Genomic DNA, 16,724 nt, shown 5'->3' with positions numbered 1-16,724 from the left:
AAGGATTCTTCCATGTGGATCAGACACAATGAGAGCTACTACAGCCTGGAGGCAGTCATTTCTGTCAAAGCGGATTATTCCCGGCATAGCCTGCGGCTTCTGACGACTGACGGAGATGAACAACTACTGAAGCTTCCCAAAGAGATGAGTATTGATGAGGCCCATAGCAGGCTGACCGCATTGTTGAGTCCTTGTGAACCGTTCACCTTAGCGTTTCCGGAAAAGATTAGCCCAGAGGAGGTTAAGTGAAAAAACTCATTCCCATGATAATCCTGCTGGCCTGTGCTGCCTCGGCAGGTTCTGCAGAGAGGCTTCTGGTAGACCGTCTGGACGATCTGAACAGGAACGTATCGAAGGTGAATATTGATCAGGAACAGTTGCACCAGAAACCTGCCCACGAAATCCGGGAAAAGGTCGATCAGATCGTGTCGCTCTATCGCTCACCGGCATACCAGCAAAAGCTGAAACAGGAACAGGTCAGAATCCGCGAAATTCTCGGCATAAAAGGGCAAGCAGCAGCAGGCGAAAACATAGGTAGCCTCAAGGGTTTGTCGGGACGTTCTGTGTACGTTTTCGCATCCTCTTCGATTCCTCTGCAAACACTGAGGAATTATGCGGCAGGGATGGCGGAGCAGGAGGATTACGCACCGGTTATGGTGTTTCGTGGTTTTGTCAGTGGAGCAGGAAAGATCGGACCGACCGTCAGGCTGATCGGAGACATCATCAAAGTGGATTCAGGTTGCGATATGACCTCCGGGCAGTGTGACACCTGGCCGGTATCGGTCACGATCGATCCGATGAAATTCCGGGAGTTCGGCATTCAGAAAGTACCGGCTATCGTCTTCGACCGGGGGCCGCAAAAAGACCCACTGATTCTGTATGGCGATGTGAGCTTGAGGTTTGCGCTGGAGCAGTTTGAGTCTGAGATCGAGGAGGGTTCGTGATGGAGAATTATGGATGGATGCAGATTCCATTTTCTGGCAAAACGTGCGGCTACTTTTCTGGAAAAAACTGAACTTAATAAAAGTAGTTCTTGTTTCTGGAAAAACAGACCCGCTTTTGATTCTGGAAAAACTGAAAACAGGATCATTTTCGGTTCTGGAAAAAACTGGAAAAACACTTTAGGACAAGGGTTGAGACACCCCATTTGGCTGTGAGGATTGTGTGATGAGTGATGTTGAAGAAACAACAAACGAAGCGGGTACAACCACCCCGATGACAAGCGAACCGGTCCCTGAAGAATCTCCCTCTTCTCGTCCTAAAGGGCCGGTTAGGTCTTTTCTCCTGTGCGTGGTGATCAGTCTGATCGTCAGTCTGACGGTTGCCGCCGGAACGGTTTATGTCTACGACCAACACTTTGCTCAGAAGGTTGTCGCGGTTGATCTCAAGGGCTTTCTGCAGGAACAGAAAGACGACTACCTGGACGGCAAAATTACCGAAGAGGATGTGGATCGGCGCATGGATAAACTGGAGGCTTTTGTCGATCAGATTCCAAAGCATCATTCCGTCATTCTGGGGGATGTGGCTGTGCGAAATATCGAGGTGCTGAAGCCATGACAGCGCAAAAGCCGACTGGGAAAAAACTGCAGTGGGTCTGTGTTGCGATAGCGGTCATCGCAGGGTTCGTTGGATCGCAGTTGCCGGGCCGTTTGTTTATCACCCTGACACCTTCGATCAAATATCGCCTGTTGTGGCTGACCTCCGATGTGAAAAATGTCGGCACGGGAGACTACGTGGTGTTCCTGCTGGATAGGACACGTCTCCAGGGGTTGCCGCTGCCGACTGAACTGACAACGGACGAGGATGGAATCATCTCGGCGGTCAAGCGGATCGGTTGCGATGAGGGTGAGTTCTTGAATCGCGATGGAGAGGACGGGCGAGAATTTTTCTGCGGTGACAGGTTTCTAGGGAGAGCTAAGGAAAAGACCCGTAAGGGAGCTACGCTGGAGCCTGCCCAGGTGCAGGGGACCATTCCGCCCGGCAGGGCTTTTATGGTCGGTGACAATGTGGACAGTTTCGATTCCCGCTATTTTGGTCTGGTGGACAAAGAGAGTTTTATCTCCCGGGCCAACGGGATTTTCTAGGAGTGAGAAATATGGACTGGCTGACACACTTCAACCCCTTGACCCATGTCGGAGCGGGAGAATACGCAACCTTCTGGCAGACACTTTTTGCGACGCTGTTTCTCGGGATCTGGAGCCGTATTTTTGCAACACTGTTGCTGGTCCTGTCTTTTTGGTTCGGTGTTCGGCGGCGAAACTTCATGATGGGGTTCTGGACTTTCCTGGGGGCCGGTTCATTGGCCTATGGAGCGGCAGTCATGCGGTTTTTCGGGCTTCTGGCTCGGTAGGAGGAGACCATGGCAAAAGACGACGCAACCGATATTATGCCGATGCCTGCTGGCCAGGAGATCCACCCGAAGGGGCTGTTGGAAGCGATTTCCTTTATTGAGCAGAACTTCTCGAATGAGCTTGGCGGCGCGATCCTGAAAGAAACATTTTTGACCACCAAACAACGGCTGGAATTCTTCGAGGTCGGGTTTCGCGGTTCGTTCATGTCTGGGTTGATTTCGGCACTGTTAACGCCAATCGCTATCGGTGTGATTGAGCGGTATATCCCGATATTTGGTGATGCCGACCCGTCCAGATTCGACATGGTGTTCGCCTTCATGCTGGCGGTTGGATATTCCCTCGGGCTTGCGATTTTCCTGGCCTACGCCTCAACAAAGTTTGTCGGTGGCTATACAAGGGCGATGATCCGCAACCTGCTCGGTGGAGTGGTTGCCGGAGCGGTATTCAAGGCAATTCTGGCCTTTCTCGGATTTCATTTTCTGTATTTCGTGATGTTGTCTGACGCCAACATGCAGAAAGGGGCACAACTGCTCTACAAGGCTCATGCGCCCAGAAACGCCGTAGTTTCCGCATATAGCTGGCTTTATGATTTTAAACCGGTCTTTTTAACCTCGGCCTGGTTCGTTCTTGGAGTGACACTTGTCTTTGTTCTGATCCCAACGACCTCCATGCTGCTGGCCCGGGTCAGGAACCGGAAGTTGATTAAAGCCGGTCTGGTGCATGTGGAGTAGCTATGAGGATACGCCTGACTCTGAGGCAGCGCGAACTGCTCGAAGAGATCCGTTTGAAACAGCCGGTTTCGGATTTTCGGCTGGCAATATTCGGCCATCGAAAAAGAACTTTTGATGTCCTTGTTGGAAAGGGTTTGCTCGAAGTTCATAGCGTGGGGCTGCTTGGGAAAAACTGGAAAATCAAAGAGGAAGGTTGAGGAAGTCTTCATGCTGGATCAGATTGTCGAGGTTGTACTGAAAACCCTCTATGCAAAGAGTTCAGGTCTTTATAACCATTCAGTGACGACTGGAAAGCTCGCTCACAGATTGGTGATTGCCGGGGATTTCTGTCAAGAATTTGAGCCGCAGCATGCGCATATCGCCGGAATTCTGCACGATGTTGGAAAATTGTCTCTACCGGATTCGATCCTGCTCAAAGTCGAAGCGTTAGACGAATCGGAGCGCGACATCATGGAGCTTCATCCGATCTGGGGTGGACAGTTTGTTCAGGGGACGGATCTGGAGCCGTTCAAGGAGATGATACTGCATCACCATGAATGCCCGACCGGGACAGGCTATCCGTTTGGAATCAAAAATGTCGGTGTTGAGGCCCGGGTCATCCAGGTTGCAGACCGTCTGGCAGCATTGATGGATGATCGGCCTTATTGCCGGGAGATTCTAGACCCTCATAGTTTATTTCAGGAGCTCAGAAATGTTGTTGATCGTTTGTTCTCCGGTGAGCAGGAGAGAAAAATGCTGCACGGAGTTCGGGTGGTTCTCGGGCTGGCCGAGGGGAAGCATTCCAGACCGGTTTTCAGTGTTGTCGGGCCGTAAAATAGAGGAGTGGTAAAGGAATGAAGTGGAAAATTCTTTTGCTTGTGATTTTGTTGGTGGTATCGCCTGGGTTTGTTTGGGCAATAGACGGGGAGTTCTACACATATGGCGGGTTCGATGCGGTCGTTGCCGGGTTCCAGCGGATTGCGCTAATCTTCTCCGATAATGCCTATCAGACCTTGTTCTATTCGGTCATTGTCCTGGGGATTTTCCTGGGCAGCATCAACCTGATTATGCGGGTTGCGACTGGAGCGAAGGCATCTCCTCTTGGTTGGCTGGTCCCGATTTTTGTGGGTGTGCTGCTGTATCTCGGTATGGTGATTCCAACCGGGACCATGCACGTTTACTCGGATCGAACGAATCGGTATATGGCGGTTCCGGGTGTTCCGGACGGAGTGATCATTGTTGCTCACGTTCTGAACAGCATCGAGAAAGGTCTGATCGAGATCATCGAAACATCCACCGATCCCAAGAGCTTCATTTATCAGGCCGGTGGAACCGGATATATGGGGATCTTGAGCTTGGCCTCCTCGAACTTCACGATTCCCGACCCTCATCTGGGTCAAAACCTCAACGAATATATCGACAAATGCGTGTCTTACGAGGTAATGGAGCCGACCTCCACTCTGACGGTCGAAGAGCTCCGAAGAGGAACTACGGATTTCAGGGTATCACTCGGTAAAGCCGCGCACCCTGCTATCGGTGCCGTCATGTACAGCACCGCCAATCCGCACGGGATAGTCACAACTTGTGCGGATGCCTGGGCGAACGACATCAGTCCGCAGCTTAACAATGCAACGACCTTTGATGCGGCTCTGGACGAAACCTGCTCGGAAATCGGATTTGACCCAAGTGTTGCGGCGTCCAGACAACAGTGCCGGACCTCGATTCAGGATGTCTTAGGGGATCTTGGCATCACGATGACAAGTACCGACTTTGTGCGGCAGGCGTTTCTTGCCCGACAGCTTCATGATATTTTTAGGAGTGGAAACACAACCGCTCTGACCAACTACAAATTCATGGTGAATGCCAAAGGGACGATGGTTGCAGCGAACGAATGGCTGCCAACCATGAAGGGGGTTCTGACGGCCATTGCACTCGGTTTGGTGCCGATTCTGGCGCTCTTTCTTCCGACACCGCTGCTCGGTAAATCGCTCAGTTTTTTCCTTGGGATGATGATCTGGATTGTGTCATGGGGCGTTACCGATGCCTTGCTGCACAGCTTTGCTGTTGATTTTGCCGGGAAAGCCCTGCTGGATATTCGCAACCTTGCCACCACACCCGGGGCAATGGGGATGGATGCATTTTATTTCACTCCACCGGAAACCGCAAAAGTGCTGGGGATGTTCGGGATGATCCGTATGTCTGGCTTGATGCTGGCAACGGTTCTCACCGGTGTTCTGGTCAAGTTCGGCGGTCATGCTCTGGCGTCAATGGCGGGGAATCTGACCGGACAGGTTCAGGGCGCAGGCTTACAGGCCGCAAGGTTAACGGAAGACCCCTCGGGACGTGCTGCTGCGATCCAGGCAAACAGTGCTGCCATGCCGACACAGACAATCGCCAATGCCCCTAGATATGGATATTCAGGCATGACGCACGGTTCTATGGTCTCAAAAATGGGACAGGTCGAGGCTGCTTCCGCGCACGAACTCAAGACGGCCCACCAGCAGGCGCTTGGGAATATCCCTGGTGGAAGTGCCTATGGTGCGGCGGGTGGCGAACTTCTCAATCGATCCATGCGCTCAGGGCAGATAGCGAATAACGACGGGGTGGTGTCAAACTTCAGCGCCGGTGCAACGGCTGGGACAGGACTCAGTGGGTCTCAAGCGACACAGGCTGACGGCTGGGCTCAGAAAAGCAGTGAGAAGGTTGAAGGTGGTGAAGTGGTGGGCAGCACCAATACGTTTGTTGGGGCGTCCGGGACAATCACCGAGACAACCGGGGCCGATGGACAGTCTACTGTGCAAACCCAGGCCGCCGGTCTGACGAATTCTTTTGCTCGGGACTATCGGGAAACTGGCATCGAGGAAGGCGCTCATACTCTCTCATCCGGTGAGAACTGGAACCAGATGATGCAGGAAGTTGATTCGGATTCCAAAAGCAGCAGCGAGGCCCGGGCATTTAAGGAAGGGTTGACTGAGCGGGTTTCCGACTCTGTGCAGAACAAAGTGGAAGATGGGGCAGCGTTCAGACAGATGAAAGATGAATCCAAGAAGTCAATACTTGAGGCAGGGGCCACAATGGGGTTGAGCGGTGGAGGATTGCTTGCGGCCCTTTCTCTCGGATCAGTGAAAATTGGTGCAACGGCTTCAGGGAAACAGCAGCTTGTAGGTCAGGACGGTGCAACCGCCTCGTTCAGCGCCAGTGAAAGCGAAATGAAGTCACTGACGCAGGAGGTGGGTCAGATCCGGGAAGAGGCGATCACCCAGACGATGAAAACTGATGCCGGCCAGAAGTACGCAGCTTCCTCATCTGCCCAGGATAACGCATCCGAAGGGTTCTCTTATTTGCGTCGTGCTTCCATTCAGGATACCTCTTCAGCATCACAGAATATGGATCTTATGACTGCCTATGTTGATGATCGAGCGGCTGAGAAGTTTGATGTTGCGCCTGGAGAGGTTACAAACAATATGCGCAAGAGCATTCTTGATGATATGAGTCAGCAGCGGACTGGCAGCGGTGCAGATCAGGAAGCCCTTAAAAACGACATGAGGGCATGGTCTATCAGGCGCTACGACGATTATCTCGATACACCTAAAACCGGCAATCACGTGATGAGGGATGTTGCGGAATACAGAAACAGGGCCAGTGCAGGAGTTGAGTCACATAGGGCCACGGGCGAAGGTGTCTCAGACCGGGTAAGAGGGGCGGTTGCTGATAGCTCGTTTGATGATCCGAGGCCGGGAAATATCAAGGCGCCCGATGTTGACGGGGGGATCAACCGCCAACAAACCCGACGCGGAGTGATCAACGAAATTTACGAGGACAACGGCGCTTTTGACTTCGGAGGCAACGCTTTTAAACAGGCAGGGCGTGATGCTGCGAGTTCTTTCGTGCCGCAGCCGGAGGAACCAGACGCCAGAAATCTTCCAGGCATGAGTCCGGGCGGAGGTCCTGGCCCACAATCCCCGGATTCGATGCAGGAAAGAAGAGGAAATTCAGCTGTTGACGGAAGACCGGCACAGTCAGCTGACTTTCGTGTCCCGGAAGAGTCTTTGCAAAGAATGGAGGAAATGTTGAAGAAGTTGGGTGGGAAGTAGTTAGATAAAAAGCCCCTGAGAATAACGAGACTTTACTTTACGGTACTGATTTACTCATCAAGATAAGATCACGGATCGTCTGCAACAAGAGATGCTGCATCGCTGGGGTCGGTATGGAGATCCCAGCTTTTTTGCATCAAACTTTCCAGCCAATCTTCTCGACCAGACAAATCTTTGTCTGCAAGCACCTTTTCCCTGTGCATGGCTGCCAGTATCTGCATCTGTCGTCCATGTTCTGGGCTGACTTCCTCATCCACCGGGTCCACGATGAACTCATCCTCGAAGCTCGGCAGTTTGATTCTCTTTAAGAAGTTCAGGATCGACAAGGTTCCTCCTCCCTGATTATATCGGCTCTTCTCGTTCGGCATTAAACTTATTTGTAATATATCTATGGCTACCTTTAACGTCAAATCGGAATTTACAAGTTAAGGGCCTATGACGGGAGAGTTGAGCTACAAAAGACAGGATTGATTGATTTTTGAAAGATGGTACCGATCCCAGCTTTTCAATCTCAGGCACCTTATGGTTTTGAGATAGATCTCCTGGTAATGGGTGCGTTTTAAATCCTTAGATGAAGCAGGAAAGTGATCCAGCACAACATGTAAGACTGAATACAGGTTGAGCCGTTTTTGTCTTACGGATCGTGATTACTTAGACGTTTAATAGCGTTTACGGAATTAGGAGCAATTCAATGCCAGATCCTCATATGATTGCGTGGAGAGTTTGGTTTGAATCCGAACTGATTTAACGTTTTTGCTGTACCTCACGATCCAGTGATAGCCGCAAGATTCTTCCTCGGCTCGTCATATTGAAAACCATCAGGTGTGAACACTATCGACTCTGTGAATTGCTCTCGTGCTGTGTCGAGATCTCCCATTTCTCTGAAGCAGACCCCCATGTTGTTTTTTAGAGTGGCATATATGGGGTTTGCCTTTAGCAGTTCTTGCGATTTCTTAAAAACTTTATCGTTAATATGTCTGCCGCCGTCGGGTGTGTCAGTGTAGCTGATTTCTTTGTCAGCCAGCATTGGAGCTATGGTGATATTCATATGGGTTTCTGCCGCCTTTGAATACCATTTAAGAGCAGACTTTAGATCGCCAAGAATGCGATATGTCAGTCCTAAACTGTTCATTGATGGGACATAGTGGGGATCAGAATCTAGAGCTTGGCTGAGGGCATTAACCGCATCGTTGAGTTGATTGTTTAATTGATATGCGATGCCCAGTGCATGCAAGACTACGGTCTCTTCAGGTTTCAGTTTTGAAGCAATCTCTAGGTGGCTTACGGCTGCCTGGAAGTCCTTTTTAAACCTGTGGCACTGTCCTACCATGAAATGAAGATTCCAGTCTTCAGGATTAGTTTCTATGAGATTCAAGAGGATTGGTAAAGCTTTCGAATAATCATTCTGCTTCATCAAGTTTTCTACGTTTTTATATGCTCCCGACATTTATCCCTCCACTGTATTCCAATACAACTAGATGATTCCTGTTTGGCTTAGGCGTTCAAGAGCTTTGTGCAGTTGATCGACATACTGATGTTGATGTCCAAGGGCAGGGAAGGGCAGAAAGAATAGTGGGCAAGAGCTATTAGCTGTTTCAGCTAAGACGCTTTCAACTGATATGCGAATACCCTTAATGACCACAATGATTGCGTCTGGGTTTAACTCATTAATGGTCTGTTTTAGGTTTGGCTCCCCCAGCTTGTGAATATTGCGACGTTCAGTTCTTGTGAGGCCATTTACTGGTTGTTCACACAAGTCCACGAGGTAACAACCATACTTTTTAAAGCTTTGCAGGAAGTCGGTGGAGTCGAATAGATCCGGTCGATAAAGAATCAATGCTTCATGCGTAAATATTGAGAGATTTGAGTTGTTTTTATAGAAAAAAGTGCCGTTCTGAGGTCTGGACTCACCGATAAAAAGTATTTTTATCGTTTCAGGTTTGTATTGTAAGCGCAAAACTTCAAAGGGGTCTGTACTCATCGTCTGCATTGGTTCGAGTTTTCCTACGTGGGTTGTCGTACCGACTTGATGTCGATAGAAGCGTAACATTCCTCATCAAATATTTCGAGTTTGCTGTTTCTCTGTCTGGCAAGATTTTGTGTGTTTTGCAAATGCTGCATCCCGATACCCCCATGTGTCAGGATAGTTGTCGCCTCAAATAGAAATTGAGAGGAGACAACTATCCTGACACATGGGGGCGCGGCCTTCCAAAAATCAGTGACATAACATATTGGACAGATCGGTTCGGTGAGCCTCACCCGGAATCCACCGGTCAATCTTGGAAATTTCGGGCTTCTGGTGATCATTCACGTTGTTAGGAACACCCTTATCGCCTCTGCTGGGCTCTGGCCAACACGTCGGCAGTGAACGATTCCATTCAGCGCACACCACACCATTATATTGAATATTTATACTTGGATGTGATGGAATGTCCGTTTGTAGGGTATCCGGAAGACCCTTCCACTCGATATGATATTCAGGGCTTCAACGCTCCTGACTTTCGTAGGAGTTATAAATTTTAATAACAGACAAATTCCAATGGCACAACTTTTAAGGTATTTGATTGGGCTTTAAATCTAGACTACAGTCGCAAAGTCTCTTTTGTGTGTTTGACGGAAAGAAATTAAGTGATGGTAATCAAAAGTCCTCTCATGGAAAATATAAAATCAAGAGCGCCAGTGCGACAGTTGTCGGCGGTATTTTAAGCGCAAGGGGTTTAGATGGCCCTTTTTGCGCACATGGATAGAAAGTCTACGAGGGATTCTATGCGGGAAAGCGAACTATATTTTTTGTCGAACCTGCAGGGCCCCGTCGCCGCGGTTCTTAATGCCAGTCATAACGGAATTATGATTCTTGATCGGGAAGGTACAGTGGTTTTTTATAATGCTGCGGCCTCTAGGATCTTCGAGGGGAATCCGGTTGCTATCGTCGGTCAGCATTTCTCAACGGTTCGCCCCGAAGCCTGGCCAGAGCTTCAGCACGTTCTGGCTACTGGCCAGCCTCAAATAGGTCACAAACTCTCTCTCCCTGGGGCCACGATCATTGTCAATCGCAGTCCGATCATCATTGGTGGGAGTGTTGTGGGGGCAATTTCGGTATTCCAGGATATCTCTGAATACGAATCGATCATTTCCAAACTACAGGGTTATCAGACTCTCCATCGCGAATTGGAAGCCATTTTCGAGTCCTCGGAGGATGGCCTCTATATTGCTGACGGCCATGCGACCACGATCCAGGTAAATAACGCCTATGAGCGGATAACCGGGCTATCTCGAAAAAATCTGATTGGTAAAAATTTGAACGATCTGGTAGCTGCCGGGGTTTTTGACTATTCGGCCACTCTTGCGGTACTTCAGGATCGAAAACAGTCTTCAATGCTCCAGAATCTCAAGAGTGGCAAGCAGATCATGGTTACCGGTACGCCGGTATTCAATGATGCTGGAGATATCGAGCTTGTCGTCACTAATGTGCGGGATATTACCGAGCTAAATCACCTGCGTGTCGAGTTGGAAGACAGCCGTCAGTTGAGCAGCCGCTACTACCAGTCAATCCTTGAGCAAGAGGGTATGGAGCAGATGCTCAAAGATATGGTGGTCAAGAGCAAGGAGATGCAGCATGTGGTTCATCGCGCCGTCAAGGTTGCCGCTTCTGATATCTCGGTTCTGCTCAGCGGTGAATCTGGGACCGGAAAAACGATGTTGGCTCGGGCCATTCATCAGATGAGTAAGCGCAAGGAGCGACCCTTCGTCAAGATCAATTGCGGAACAATCCCCGAATCCCTGATCGAAAGCGAGCTATTCGGTTATGAAAAGGGAGCCTTCACTGGCGCCAGCAAGGAAGGGAAGGCGGGCTTGATTGAGGCCGCTCATGGCGGAACCCTTTTTCTGGATGAGATCGGTGAGTTGAAGCTAGCGCTACAGGTTAAACTGCTGGAAGTCATCGAGGAAAAATCTTTTACTCGGGTGGGAGGGGCCAAGATCATCAAGGTCGATGTTAGGATTATCGCTGCCACCCACCGGAACCTTCAGGAGATGATGAAACTGGGGCAGTTTAGAGAAGACCTCTTTTACCGACTCAACGTGGTGCCGATTAATATTCCCTCATTGCGTGAGCGGCGTGAAGATATTCCTCCACTGATCTATAAATTTATGGAGGAATATAACCAGAGACACAATACCAATAAGTGGTTTTCCCCTGTGGCACTGAATCGACTCCAGAGCTTCCATTATCCGGGGAATGTCCGCCAACTGCTTAACATTCTAGAGCAGTTAACGGTTATGTCCGATAAGGAGACAATTGACCTCGAAGATTTGCCGATGGAAATTAGTACTCTGCCTTTGGTTAGCCCGCCCGGCTTGGACGGTGTTCAGAACCTGAAGGGTGCATTAGAGGCTTTGGAAAAAAAAATGATTGAGAATGCACTAAAACTGCACCCAACCGAACTAGCAGCCGCCAAGTCACTCGGGATTCACACTACGACACTCTGGCGAAAAGCCAGCAAGCACAGCCTCAAGTAATGTATTGCAGAGTTGCAATTGTATTGCAACTCTGCAATACAATCATCCTAACTAGCTAGATATATAGCGACAGTTTATACCTACGTCCTTTCTTGGCCTTCTCCTCATTGCAATACTGCATTGTGTCACTCACACGTATTTATTTTAAAAAAACGATTTACCTTTATATATTAAATGTTTAGCTACATAAAATTATTGTGGCATACGCCTTGCTAAAACAGTAGTTGATTCTTGTTTAATTAATTTAGGGTCACTACGTCAATAACGTTACATCTAAACCCAAAAGATCAAAATAAAAGGATGTGACATCAAACGTCGGGACGTAAGTTTTATGAAGTATCTAATAACGGGGCTCGTCCCCAAACCCCAAGGGAGGTTAAAATGGTAAATGATAGTAAACCCGGTAGCCGTTCTAAGTTGAATGGCGCAACAGTATTCTTAACCTTATTGCTGACTGCAACACTTAGTCTCGGCATGTCGGTATCTGCACGAGCCGAAGACGGTAACTTTAAGGTCGGTCTGGTTACCTTCCTTTCGGGTGGTGCTGCCGGCCCTTTCGGTATCCCCGCACGTAATGCTGCGGAACTTCTTGTCGAAGCCATAAACAACGGCACCCTGCCAGCCCCTTACAACACCAAAGGGATTGCCGGGCAGTCGATTGAGCCAATCACTATTGATGAAGCTGGCGGTGGCACCAAACAGGTCGGAGAATATCGCAACCTGGTCCAGCGCAAGGATGTAGATGCGGTCATAGGCTATATTTCAAGCGGTGACTGCATGGCCATTGCTCCAGTCGTTGAAGAGATGGGCAAATTGACGATCTTTTTCGATTGCGGAACCCCACGGATTTTTGAAGAGAACAAATATAAATACCTGTTTCGCACCGGCCCGACATCCACCATGGATAATGTTGCCGCAGCGCGCTATGTCCTGGATATCAAGCCTGACCTGAAATCAATTTCAGGTATCAACCAGAACTATTCTTTCGGACAGGACTCCTGGTCTGACTTCAAGGGCGCCATGGAGACCCTTAAGCCGAGCGTTAAGGTCAAGACAGAACAATTTCCAAAAATCTATGCTGGCCAGTACGGAGCAGAAATCTCTGCTCTGATGCTGGAAAAGGCCGATGTTATCCACTCCAGTTTTTGGGGTGGCGATATGGAAGGTCTGGTTCTGCAGGGCGCAGCCCGCGGCTTGTTCGATGACTTCACTGGCGTCTTTACTTGTGGTGAGACCGGCATGTACCGCCTAGCCGACCAAATTGCCGAGGGTACCATTATCGGTGCGCGCGGCCCCTTCGGTGTCTATGCCCCCAAAAGCCCCCTCAATGACTGGTTCCGTAAGAACTTTTCGGCCCGTTTCGGCACGCCTCCAACTTACCCGGCCTACAAAATGGCTCAGGCACTCTTGGGGCTGAAGGCTGCTGCGGATAAAGCTGCCGCGGGCAAAGGCAAGAAACCATCCCAGGACGAAATTATTGCGGCCCTTACCGGTCTGGAATTCGAGGGCCCGGGTGGCACCGTAAAAATGGCACTCGGTAATGGTCATCAAGCTGTACAGGATATGTACTACGGACAGTACTCTAAAAAAGATGGCAAACCGACGATTGAGAACGTCAAGCGCTACCCTGCCGATTGTGTCAATCCCCCTGATGGTGTGAGTAGTACCGAATGGATCAAAAACGGACTAAAACAATCCATCTGTAAGTAATTTTCTGAAACAGGGGTGGCTTTTAGCCACCCCTGTCCTTTTTTCTACCGACTGTGAGTTTTTATGGACACACTTCTGGTCATTCTGATTGATGGACTTGTCTATTCATCCTGGCTGTTTATTGTTGCTGCCGGCTTAACTTTGGTTTATGGCGTCATGAAAATCCTAAACATGGCCCACGGAAGTCTGTATGCCATTGGAGCCTATTCAGCCGCTTCAATGGTCGGCTGGTACTTTACCGCAGGGTATGTCCCTTGGGCCAGCTACCTAGTGTTTATCGGAGCCGCGATCGTAGCCGGAGCGTTCGCGGGTTTATTGATTGAGCGCGGGTTATTGAGGGTGATGTATGGCCGCGACGAAGTTGTCATGATTTTGGTGACCTATGGCGTCCTATTGATCATGGAAGATGTGATTAAGCTGCTCTGGGGCGTGCAGGCGTACTACGCCTATCAGCCTTATACTCTGGTTGGCCGCACAAAATTACTAGGGATCACATTCGCCAACTACGATTTTCTGCTGATTGCGGCCGCTGTTGTGATCGGAACCATGCTCTGGGCCGGGTTGAATCGGACAATTCAAGGCAAATTACTCAAGGCGGTTATCCATGACCGGGAGATCAGCATGGCCATGGGGATCAATGTCAAAAGAACTTTCTTTATCACTTTTATTTTGGGTAGCGCGCTAGGTGCTCTTGCTGGTGGGCTTACGGCTCCATCTCTTTCGGTGGTCCCAGGGATCGGAATCGAAGTGGGGATTCTCGCCTTTGCAGTTGTGGTCATCGGTGGGCTTGGCAGCGTTGGCGGGGCAGCAGTTGGTGCCCTGATGGTCGGCATCTCGAGATCAATCGCCGTTCATACCTTTCCGCAGGTCGAGCTGTTCGTCATTTACGGGGTTATGGCTCTGGTTCTAGTGGTGCGGCCACAGGGTCTGTTTGTGTCGACTGTTGCGAGGAAAATCTGATGATAAAAATAGATAATACCTCACGCAACCTGTGCCTTTCACTCGTTCTGCTGCTTTTGGTTGGCACGATCCTGCCCAACTGGTTCGCTTTTCTCACCACCGTATCTTTGGCCAAGGCGATGGTCGTTGTCGGTCTGGTCCTCCTGATGCGGTCTGGTTTGGTCTCTTTCGGTCAAGGACTCTATTACTGTCTCGGGGGCTATACTGTTGGTATCGCGGGTCAATATCTGGGGATCACCGATGCGGTCGGCATTCTGTTTGTTTCGGCCTTTATTGCCGGTTGTCTCGCAGCCCTGTTGGGCTTGCTGCTGTGTCGTTACCGGGAAATATTTTTTGCCATGTTGACCCTGGCCTTTTCAATGATCCTTTATGGGGTTTTGGTCAAGACGGAAGGGCTGGGAAGTACTGACGGGTTCAATGTTGCCCAGGTGACGCTGTTCGGCTGGGTTCCCAGCCCGGAAAAGTTAAGTCTTGTTGTTTACAGCCTCGCTTGCCTGGTGGCCTTTTTGACCGCATTTTTTATGCATCGCTATTACCAATCAGGCATGGGATTCGCTGGCGAAGCCATCCGTGAAAATGAGATCCGGGTTGAATATCTCGGGGTCTCACCGAAACGCGTGGTCTTTATCAAGTACGTGCTGGCGGCGATGCTGGCGGCTGTTGGCGGGGCGATCACGGCGTTGGTTGCCGGACACGTCGATCCAGAATTAGCGTATTGGACTACTTCGGGTGAATTTGTGTTTGTTGCACTCCTCGGCGGTACCGGACATGTGGTCGCAGCGTTTATCGCGGCCTTTTTGTTTGAGGTTATCCGAACCATTGCTTTCGATCTGGCTCCCTATACCTGGCAGATGATTCTCGGCACCACGTTGTTGTTGGTCATTTTTTTCCTGCCGAAGGGATTATGGTCTCTTCTTAAGGCGAATAAAGCGAGGGGACAATAATGTCAAGTATCCTTGAAACCAGAGGTTTAACCAAAAGTTTTGGTGCCGTGACTGCGGCCGCAAATATCAATGTAATTATCAGTGAGAAAGAAATTGTCGGAGTGATCGGATCCAACGGAGCCGGGAAAACGACTTTTATAAATATGGTGACCGGGTATATGAAGCCAAGTGGTGGCAACATCTTCTTCCGGGGCCGGGATATCACTGGATTCAACCCACGACAGGTTACAAGAACCGGTATCTGCCGTTCCTTTCAGGTGGCACAACTGTTCCCTGAATTGACCGCGCTGGAAAACATGCTGGTCGCTCACACCATGTTGAGTAAGAAGAGGTTGGGGGTGCAGACTCCGTTAAAGAGCAAAGCGAACATTGAAGCGGCTATGGCCGTTCTCGCCAGTTACGCTATAGAGCATTCTGCCCATGTCCCGGTTTGGACCTTGCCCCAGGGTATTCGTAAGCTGCTGGATATTGCCATGGCGATGGCGAGTGGACCTGACCTGCTGTTGTTGGATGAACCGACCAGTGGAGTTGCCATCGAAGAGAAGTTTGGTTTGATGGACACGGTGATGGATGCAGTAAATCGTTCGGGGGCAGCAAGCCTCTTTGTCGAGCATGACATGGAGATTATTGGACGTTATGCCACGCGCGTCATCGCTTTTTATGACGGCCATATTATCGCCGACGGTCCGACAGAAGAGGTTTTGAACAATCCCGAAGTGAAGGAGTACATCGTAGGCTCCGCATTGCATTTGCAACAGCCTGAGGATGGTCAACATGCTGAAAATTAATAACCTGAGTGTCAACATCCAAAAAATCCCGATCTTAAGAGAGGTCTCGCTGTCGATCGAAACCGGGAGCATGGTCGGGCTCATTGGGCGCAATGGTGCGGGCAAAACAACATTGATGCGCACCGTCATGGGCCTCATGCCCTTTGTCTCGGGCTCGGCCCAGATTGAAGGCGTCGACATGACAAAAATTGAACCCCATCATCGGGCCAAACTGGAGATTGGTTACATGCCCGAGGATAGGCGACTTATCCCCGATCTTACCGTTGAAGAGAATATCCTGGTTCCGGCTTGGGCGAGCAAGATCCCCGATTATGAGGCCCGCCTGGCCTGGGTCTATGAACTGATGCCTGAGGTTGCTGGATTTGCGAGTCGTAAAGCACTACAGCTTAGCGGCGGCCAACAAAAGTTGGTTGCATTGGCGCGCGCTCTGCTCTGTGGCCGGAAGCTCCTGCTGTTGGATGAACCTTTTGAGGGGGTGGCTCCGGCTTTATGTCAACGACTCATGGATGTCCTGCATGTTCTGAAGGCAGAGGGTTTGTCCGTGCTGCTGTCTGAATCTGATTATTCCCATTCAGCGGGTTTGGTAGATAAGGTCTTTATCATTGAACGGGGACAGATTGTCGAAAAGTCCCTGACCTGAAGCGGTTCT

At 50.0% G+C, this 16,724-nt stretch carries 19 protein-coding genes; 16 read left to right on the top strand and 3 right to left on the bottom strand.

Features of this window, described 5'->3' with window-relative positions; all coding sequences use genetic code 11:
- Positions 1 to 12 precede the first annotated feature (12 nt).
- Genes D888_RS0118905 through D888_RS23450 form a run of 10 tightly spaced genes read left to right on the top strand, consistent with a single transcriptional unit; the run spans position 13 to position 7,155 of the window.
- Positions 13 to 249 carry a hypothetical protein gene (locus tag D888_RS0118905; RefSeq protein ID WP_020678140.1) on the top strand — a complete coding sequence of 79 codons (237 nt, stop codon included), beginning with the start codon at positions 13 to 15 and terminating at the stop codon, positions 247 to 249.
- Entirely contained in the window at positions 246 to 944 is a 699-nt protein-coding gene (locus D888_RS23460; RefSeq protein WP_020678139.1) for a type-F conjugative transfer system pilin assembly protein TrbC, read from the top strand. Before D888_RS0118905 ends, D888_RS23460 begins: the two co-directional genes overlap by 4 nt.
- 13 nt (positions 945 to 957) lie before the next feature.
- A complete protein-coding gene (locus tag D888_RS24290) occupies positions 958 to 1,125 on the top strand; it encodes a hypothetical protein (protein ID WP_020678138.1) in 168 nt (55 codons plus the stop codon).
- A gap of 42 nt (positions 1,126 to 1,167) precedes the next feature.
- Positions 1,168 to 1,557: a hypothetical protein gene (locus tag D888_RS22480; RefSeq protein WP_020678137.1), complete on the top strand. Its 390-nt coding sequence runs from the start codon at positions 1,168 to 1,170 to the stop codon at positions 1,555 to 1,557.
- Entirely contained in the window at positions 1,554 to 2,084 is a 531-nt protein-coding gene (locus tag D888_RS22475; protein ID WP_020678136.1) for a S26 family signal peptidase, read from the top strand. The genes D888_RS22480 and D888_RS22475 overlap by 4 nt, the downstream gene beginning before the upstream one ends.
- 11 nt (positions 2,085 to 2,095) lie before the next feature.
- The gene (locus D888_RS0118880) at positions 2,096 to 2,350 is read left to right on the top strand and encodes a hypothetical protein (protein WP_020678135.1); all 255 of its coding nucleotides are present in this window, start codon (positions 2,096 to 2,098) and stop codon (positions 2,348 to 2,350) included.
- A 9-nt stretch (positions 2,351 to 2,359) separates the two neighbouring features.
- A complete protein-coding gene (locus D888_RS0118875; protein WP_020678134.1) occupies positions 2,360 to 3,082 on the top strand; it encodes a hypothetical protein in 723 nt (240 codons plus the stop codon).
- A gap of 2 nt (positions 3,083 to 3,084) precedes the next feature.
- Positions 3,085 to 3,279 (top strand): hypothetical protein, encoded by a 195-nt coding sequence (locus D888_RS24390; protein WP_020678133.1) that lies wholly within the window; start codon positions 3,085 to 3,087, stop codon positions 3,277 to 3,279.
- Positions 3,280 to 3,289: 10 nt separating this feature from the next.
- The gene (locus tag D888_RS23455; protein ID WP_020678132.1) at positions 3,290 to 3,895 is read left to right on the top strand and encodes an HD-GYP domain-containing protein; all 606 of its coding nucleotides are present in this window, start codon (positions 3,290 to 3,292) and stop codon (positions 3,893 to 3,895) included.
- A gap of 20 nt (positions 3,896 to 3,915) precedes the next feature.
- Entirely contained in the window at positions 3,916 to 7,155 is a 3,240-nt protein-coding gene (locus tag D888_RS23450; RefSeq protein ID WP_020678131.1) for a conjugal transfer protein TraG N-terminal domain-containing protein, read from the top strand.
- 68 nt (positions 7,156 to 7,223) lie between these two features.
- Here the strand turns inward: D888_RS23450 and D888_RS0118855 are convergent, their stop codons facing one another.
- The 3 genes from D888_RS0118855 to D888_RS0118845 all read right to left on the bottom strand — a co-directional run bounded on the left by D888_RS0118855 (position 7,224) and on the right by D888_RS0118845 (position 9,145).
- Positions 7,224 to 7,481, bottom strand: a complete 258-nt coding sequence (locus D888_RS0118855) for a hypothetical protein (RefSeq protein ID WP_020678130.1) — start codon at positions 7,479 to 7,481, stop codon at positions 7,224 to 7,226.
- Between the two features lie 437 nt (positions 7,482 to 7,918).
- A complete protein-coding gene (locus D888_RS0118850) occupies positions 7,919 to 8,602 on the bottom strand; it encodes a tetratricopeptide repeat protein (RefSeq protein WP_020678129.1) in 684 nt (227 codons plus the stop codon).
- Between the two features lie 27 nt (positions 8,603 to 8,629).
- Positions 8,630 to 9,145 (bottom strand): hypothetical protein, encoded by a 516-nt coding sequence (locus D888_RS0118845; protein ID WP_020678128.1) that lies wholly within the window; start codon positions 9,143 to 9,145, stop codon positions 8,630 to 8,632.
- Between the two features lie 776 nt (positions 9,146 to 9,921).
- Here D888_RS0118845 and D888_RS0118840 point away from each other — a divergent pair.
- From D888_RS0118840 to D888_RS0118815, 6 genes are all read left to right on the top strand, one after another.
- Positions 9,922 to 11,673 (top strand): sigma 54-interacting transcriptional regulator, encoded by a 1,752-nt coding sequence (locus D888_RS0118840; protein WP_020678127.1) that lies wholly within the window; start codon positions 9,922 to 9,924, stop codon positions 11,671 to 11,673.
- Between the two features lie 381 nt (positions 11,674 to 12,054).
- Positions 12,055 to 13,383 (top strand): ABC transporter substrate-binding protein, encoded by a 1,329-nt coding sequence (locus tag D888_RS0118835; protein WP_020678126.1) that lies wholly within the window; start codon positions 12,055 to 12,057, stop codon positions 13,381 to 13,383.
- Between the two features lie 63 nt (positions 13,384 to 13,446).
- Positions 13,447 to 14,343: a branched-chain amino acid ABC transporter permease gene (locus tag D888_RS0118830; protein ID WP_020678125.1), complete on the top strand. Its 897-nt coding sequence runs from the start codon at positions 13,447 to 13,449 to the stop codon at positions 14,341 to 14,343.
- Positions 14,343 to 15,287, top strand: coding sequence for a branched-chain amino acid ABC transporter permease (locus tag D888_RS0118825; RefSeq protein WP_020678124.1), 945 nt, complete (start codon positions 14,343 to 14,345; stop codon positions 15,285 to 15,287). Before D888_RS0118830 ends, D888_RS0118825 begins: the two co-directional genes overlap by 1 nt.
- Positions 15,287 to 16,075: an ABC transporter ATP-binding protein gene (locus D888_RS0118820; RefSeq protein ID WP_020678123.1), complete on the top strand. Its 789-nt coding sequence runs from the start codon at positions 15,287 to 15,289 to the stop codon at positions 16,073 to 16,075. The genes D888_RS0118825 and D888_RS0118820 overlap by 1 nt, the downstream gene beginning before the upstream one ends.
- Positions 16,062 to 16,715, top strand: a complete 654-nt coding sequence (locus D888_RS0118815) for an ATP-binding cassette domain-containing protein (protein WP_020678122.1) — start codon at positions 16,062 to 16,064, stop codon at positions 16,713 to 16,715. Before D888_RS0118820 ends, D888_RS0118815 begins: the two co-directional genes overlap by 14 nt.
- The last annotated feature ends 9 nt before the right edge of the window (positions 16,716 to 16,724 follow it).

It is taken from the genome of Geopsychrobacter electrodiphilus DSM 16401, assembly GCF_000384395.1.
Classification (GTDB): Bacteria; Desulfobacterota; Desulfuromonadia; order Desulfuromonadales; family Geopsychrobacteraceae; genus Geopsychrobacter; species Geopsychrobacter electrodiphilus.
The sequence above is the reverse complement of the archived record's forward strand: the minus strand, read 5'-3'. Positions and strand labels throughout refer to the sequence as shown.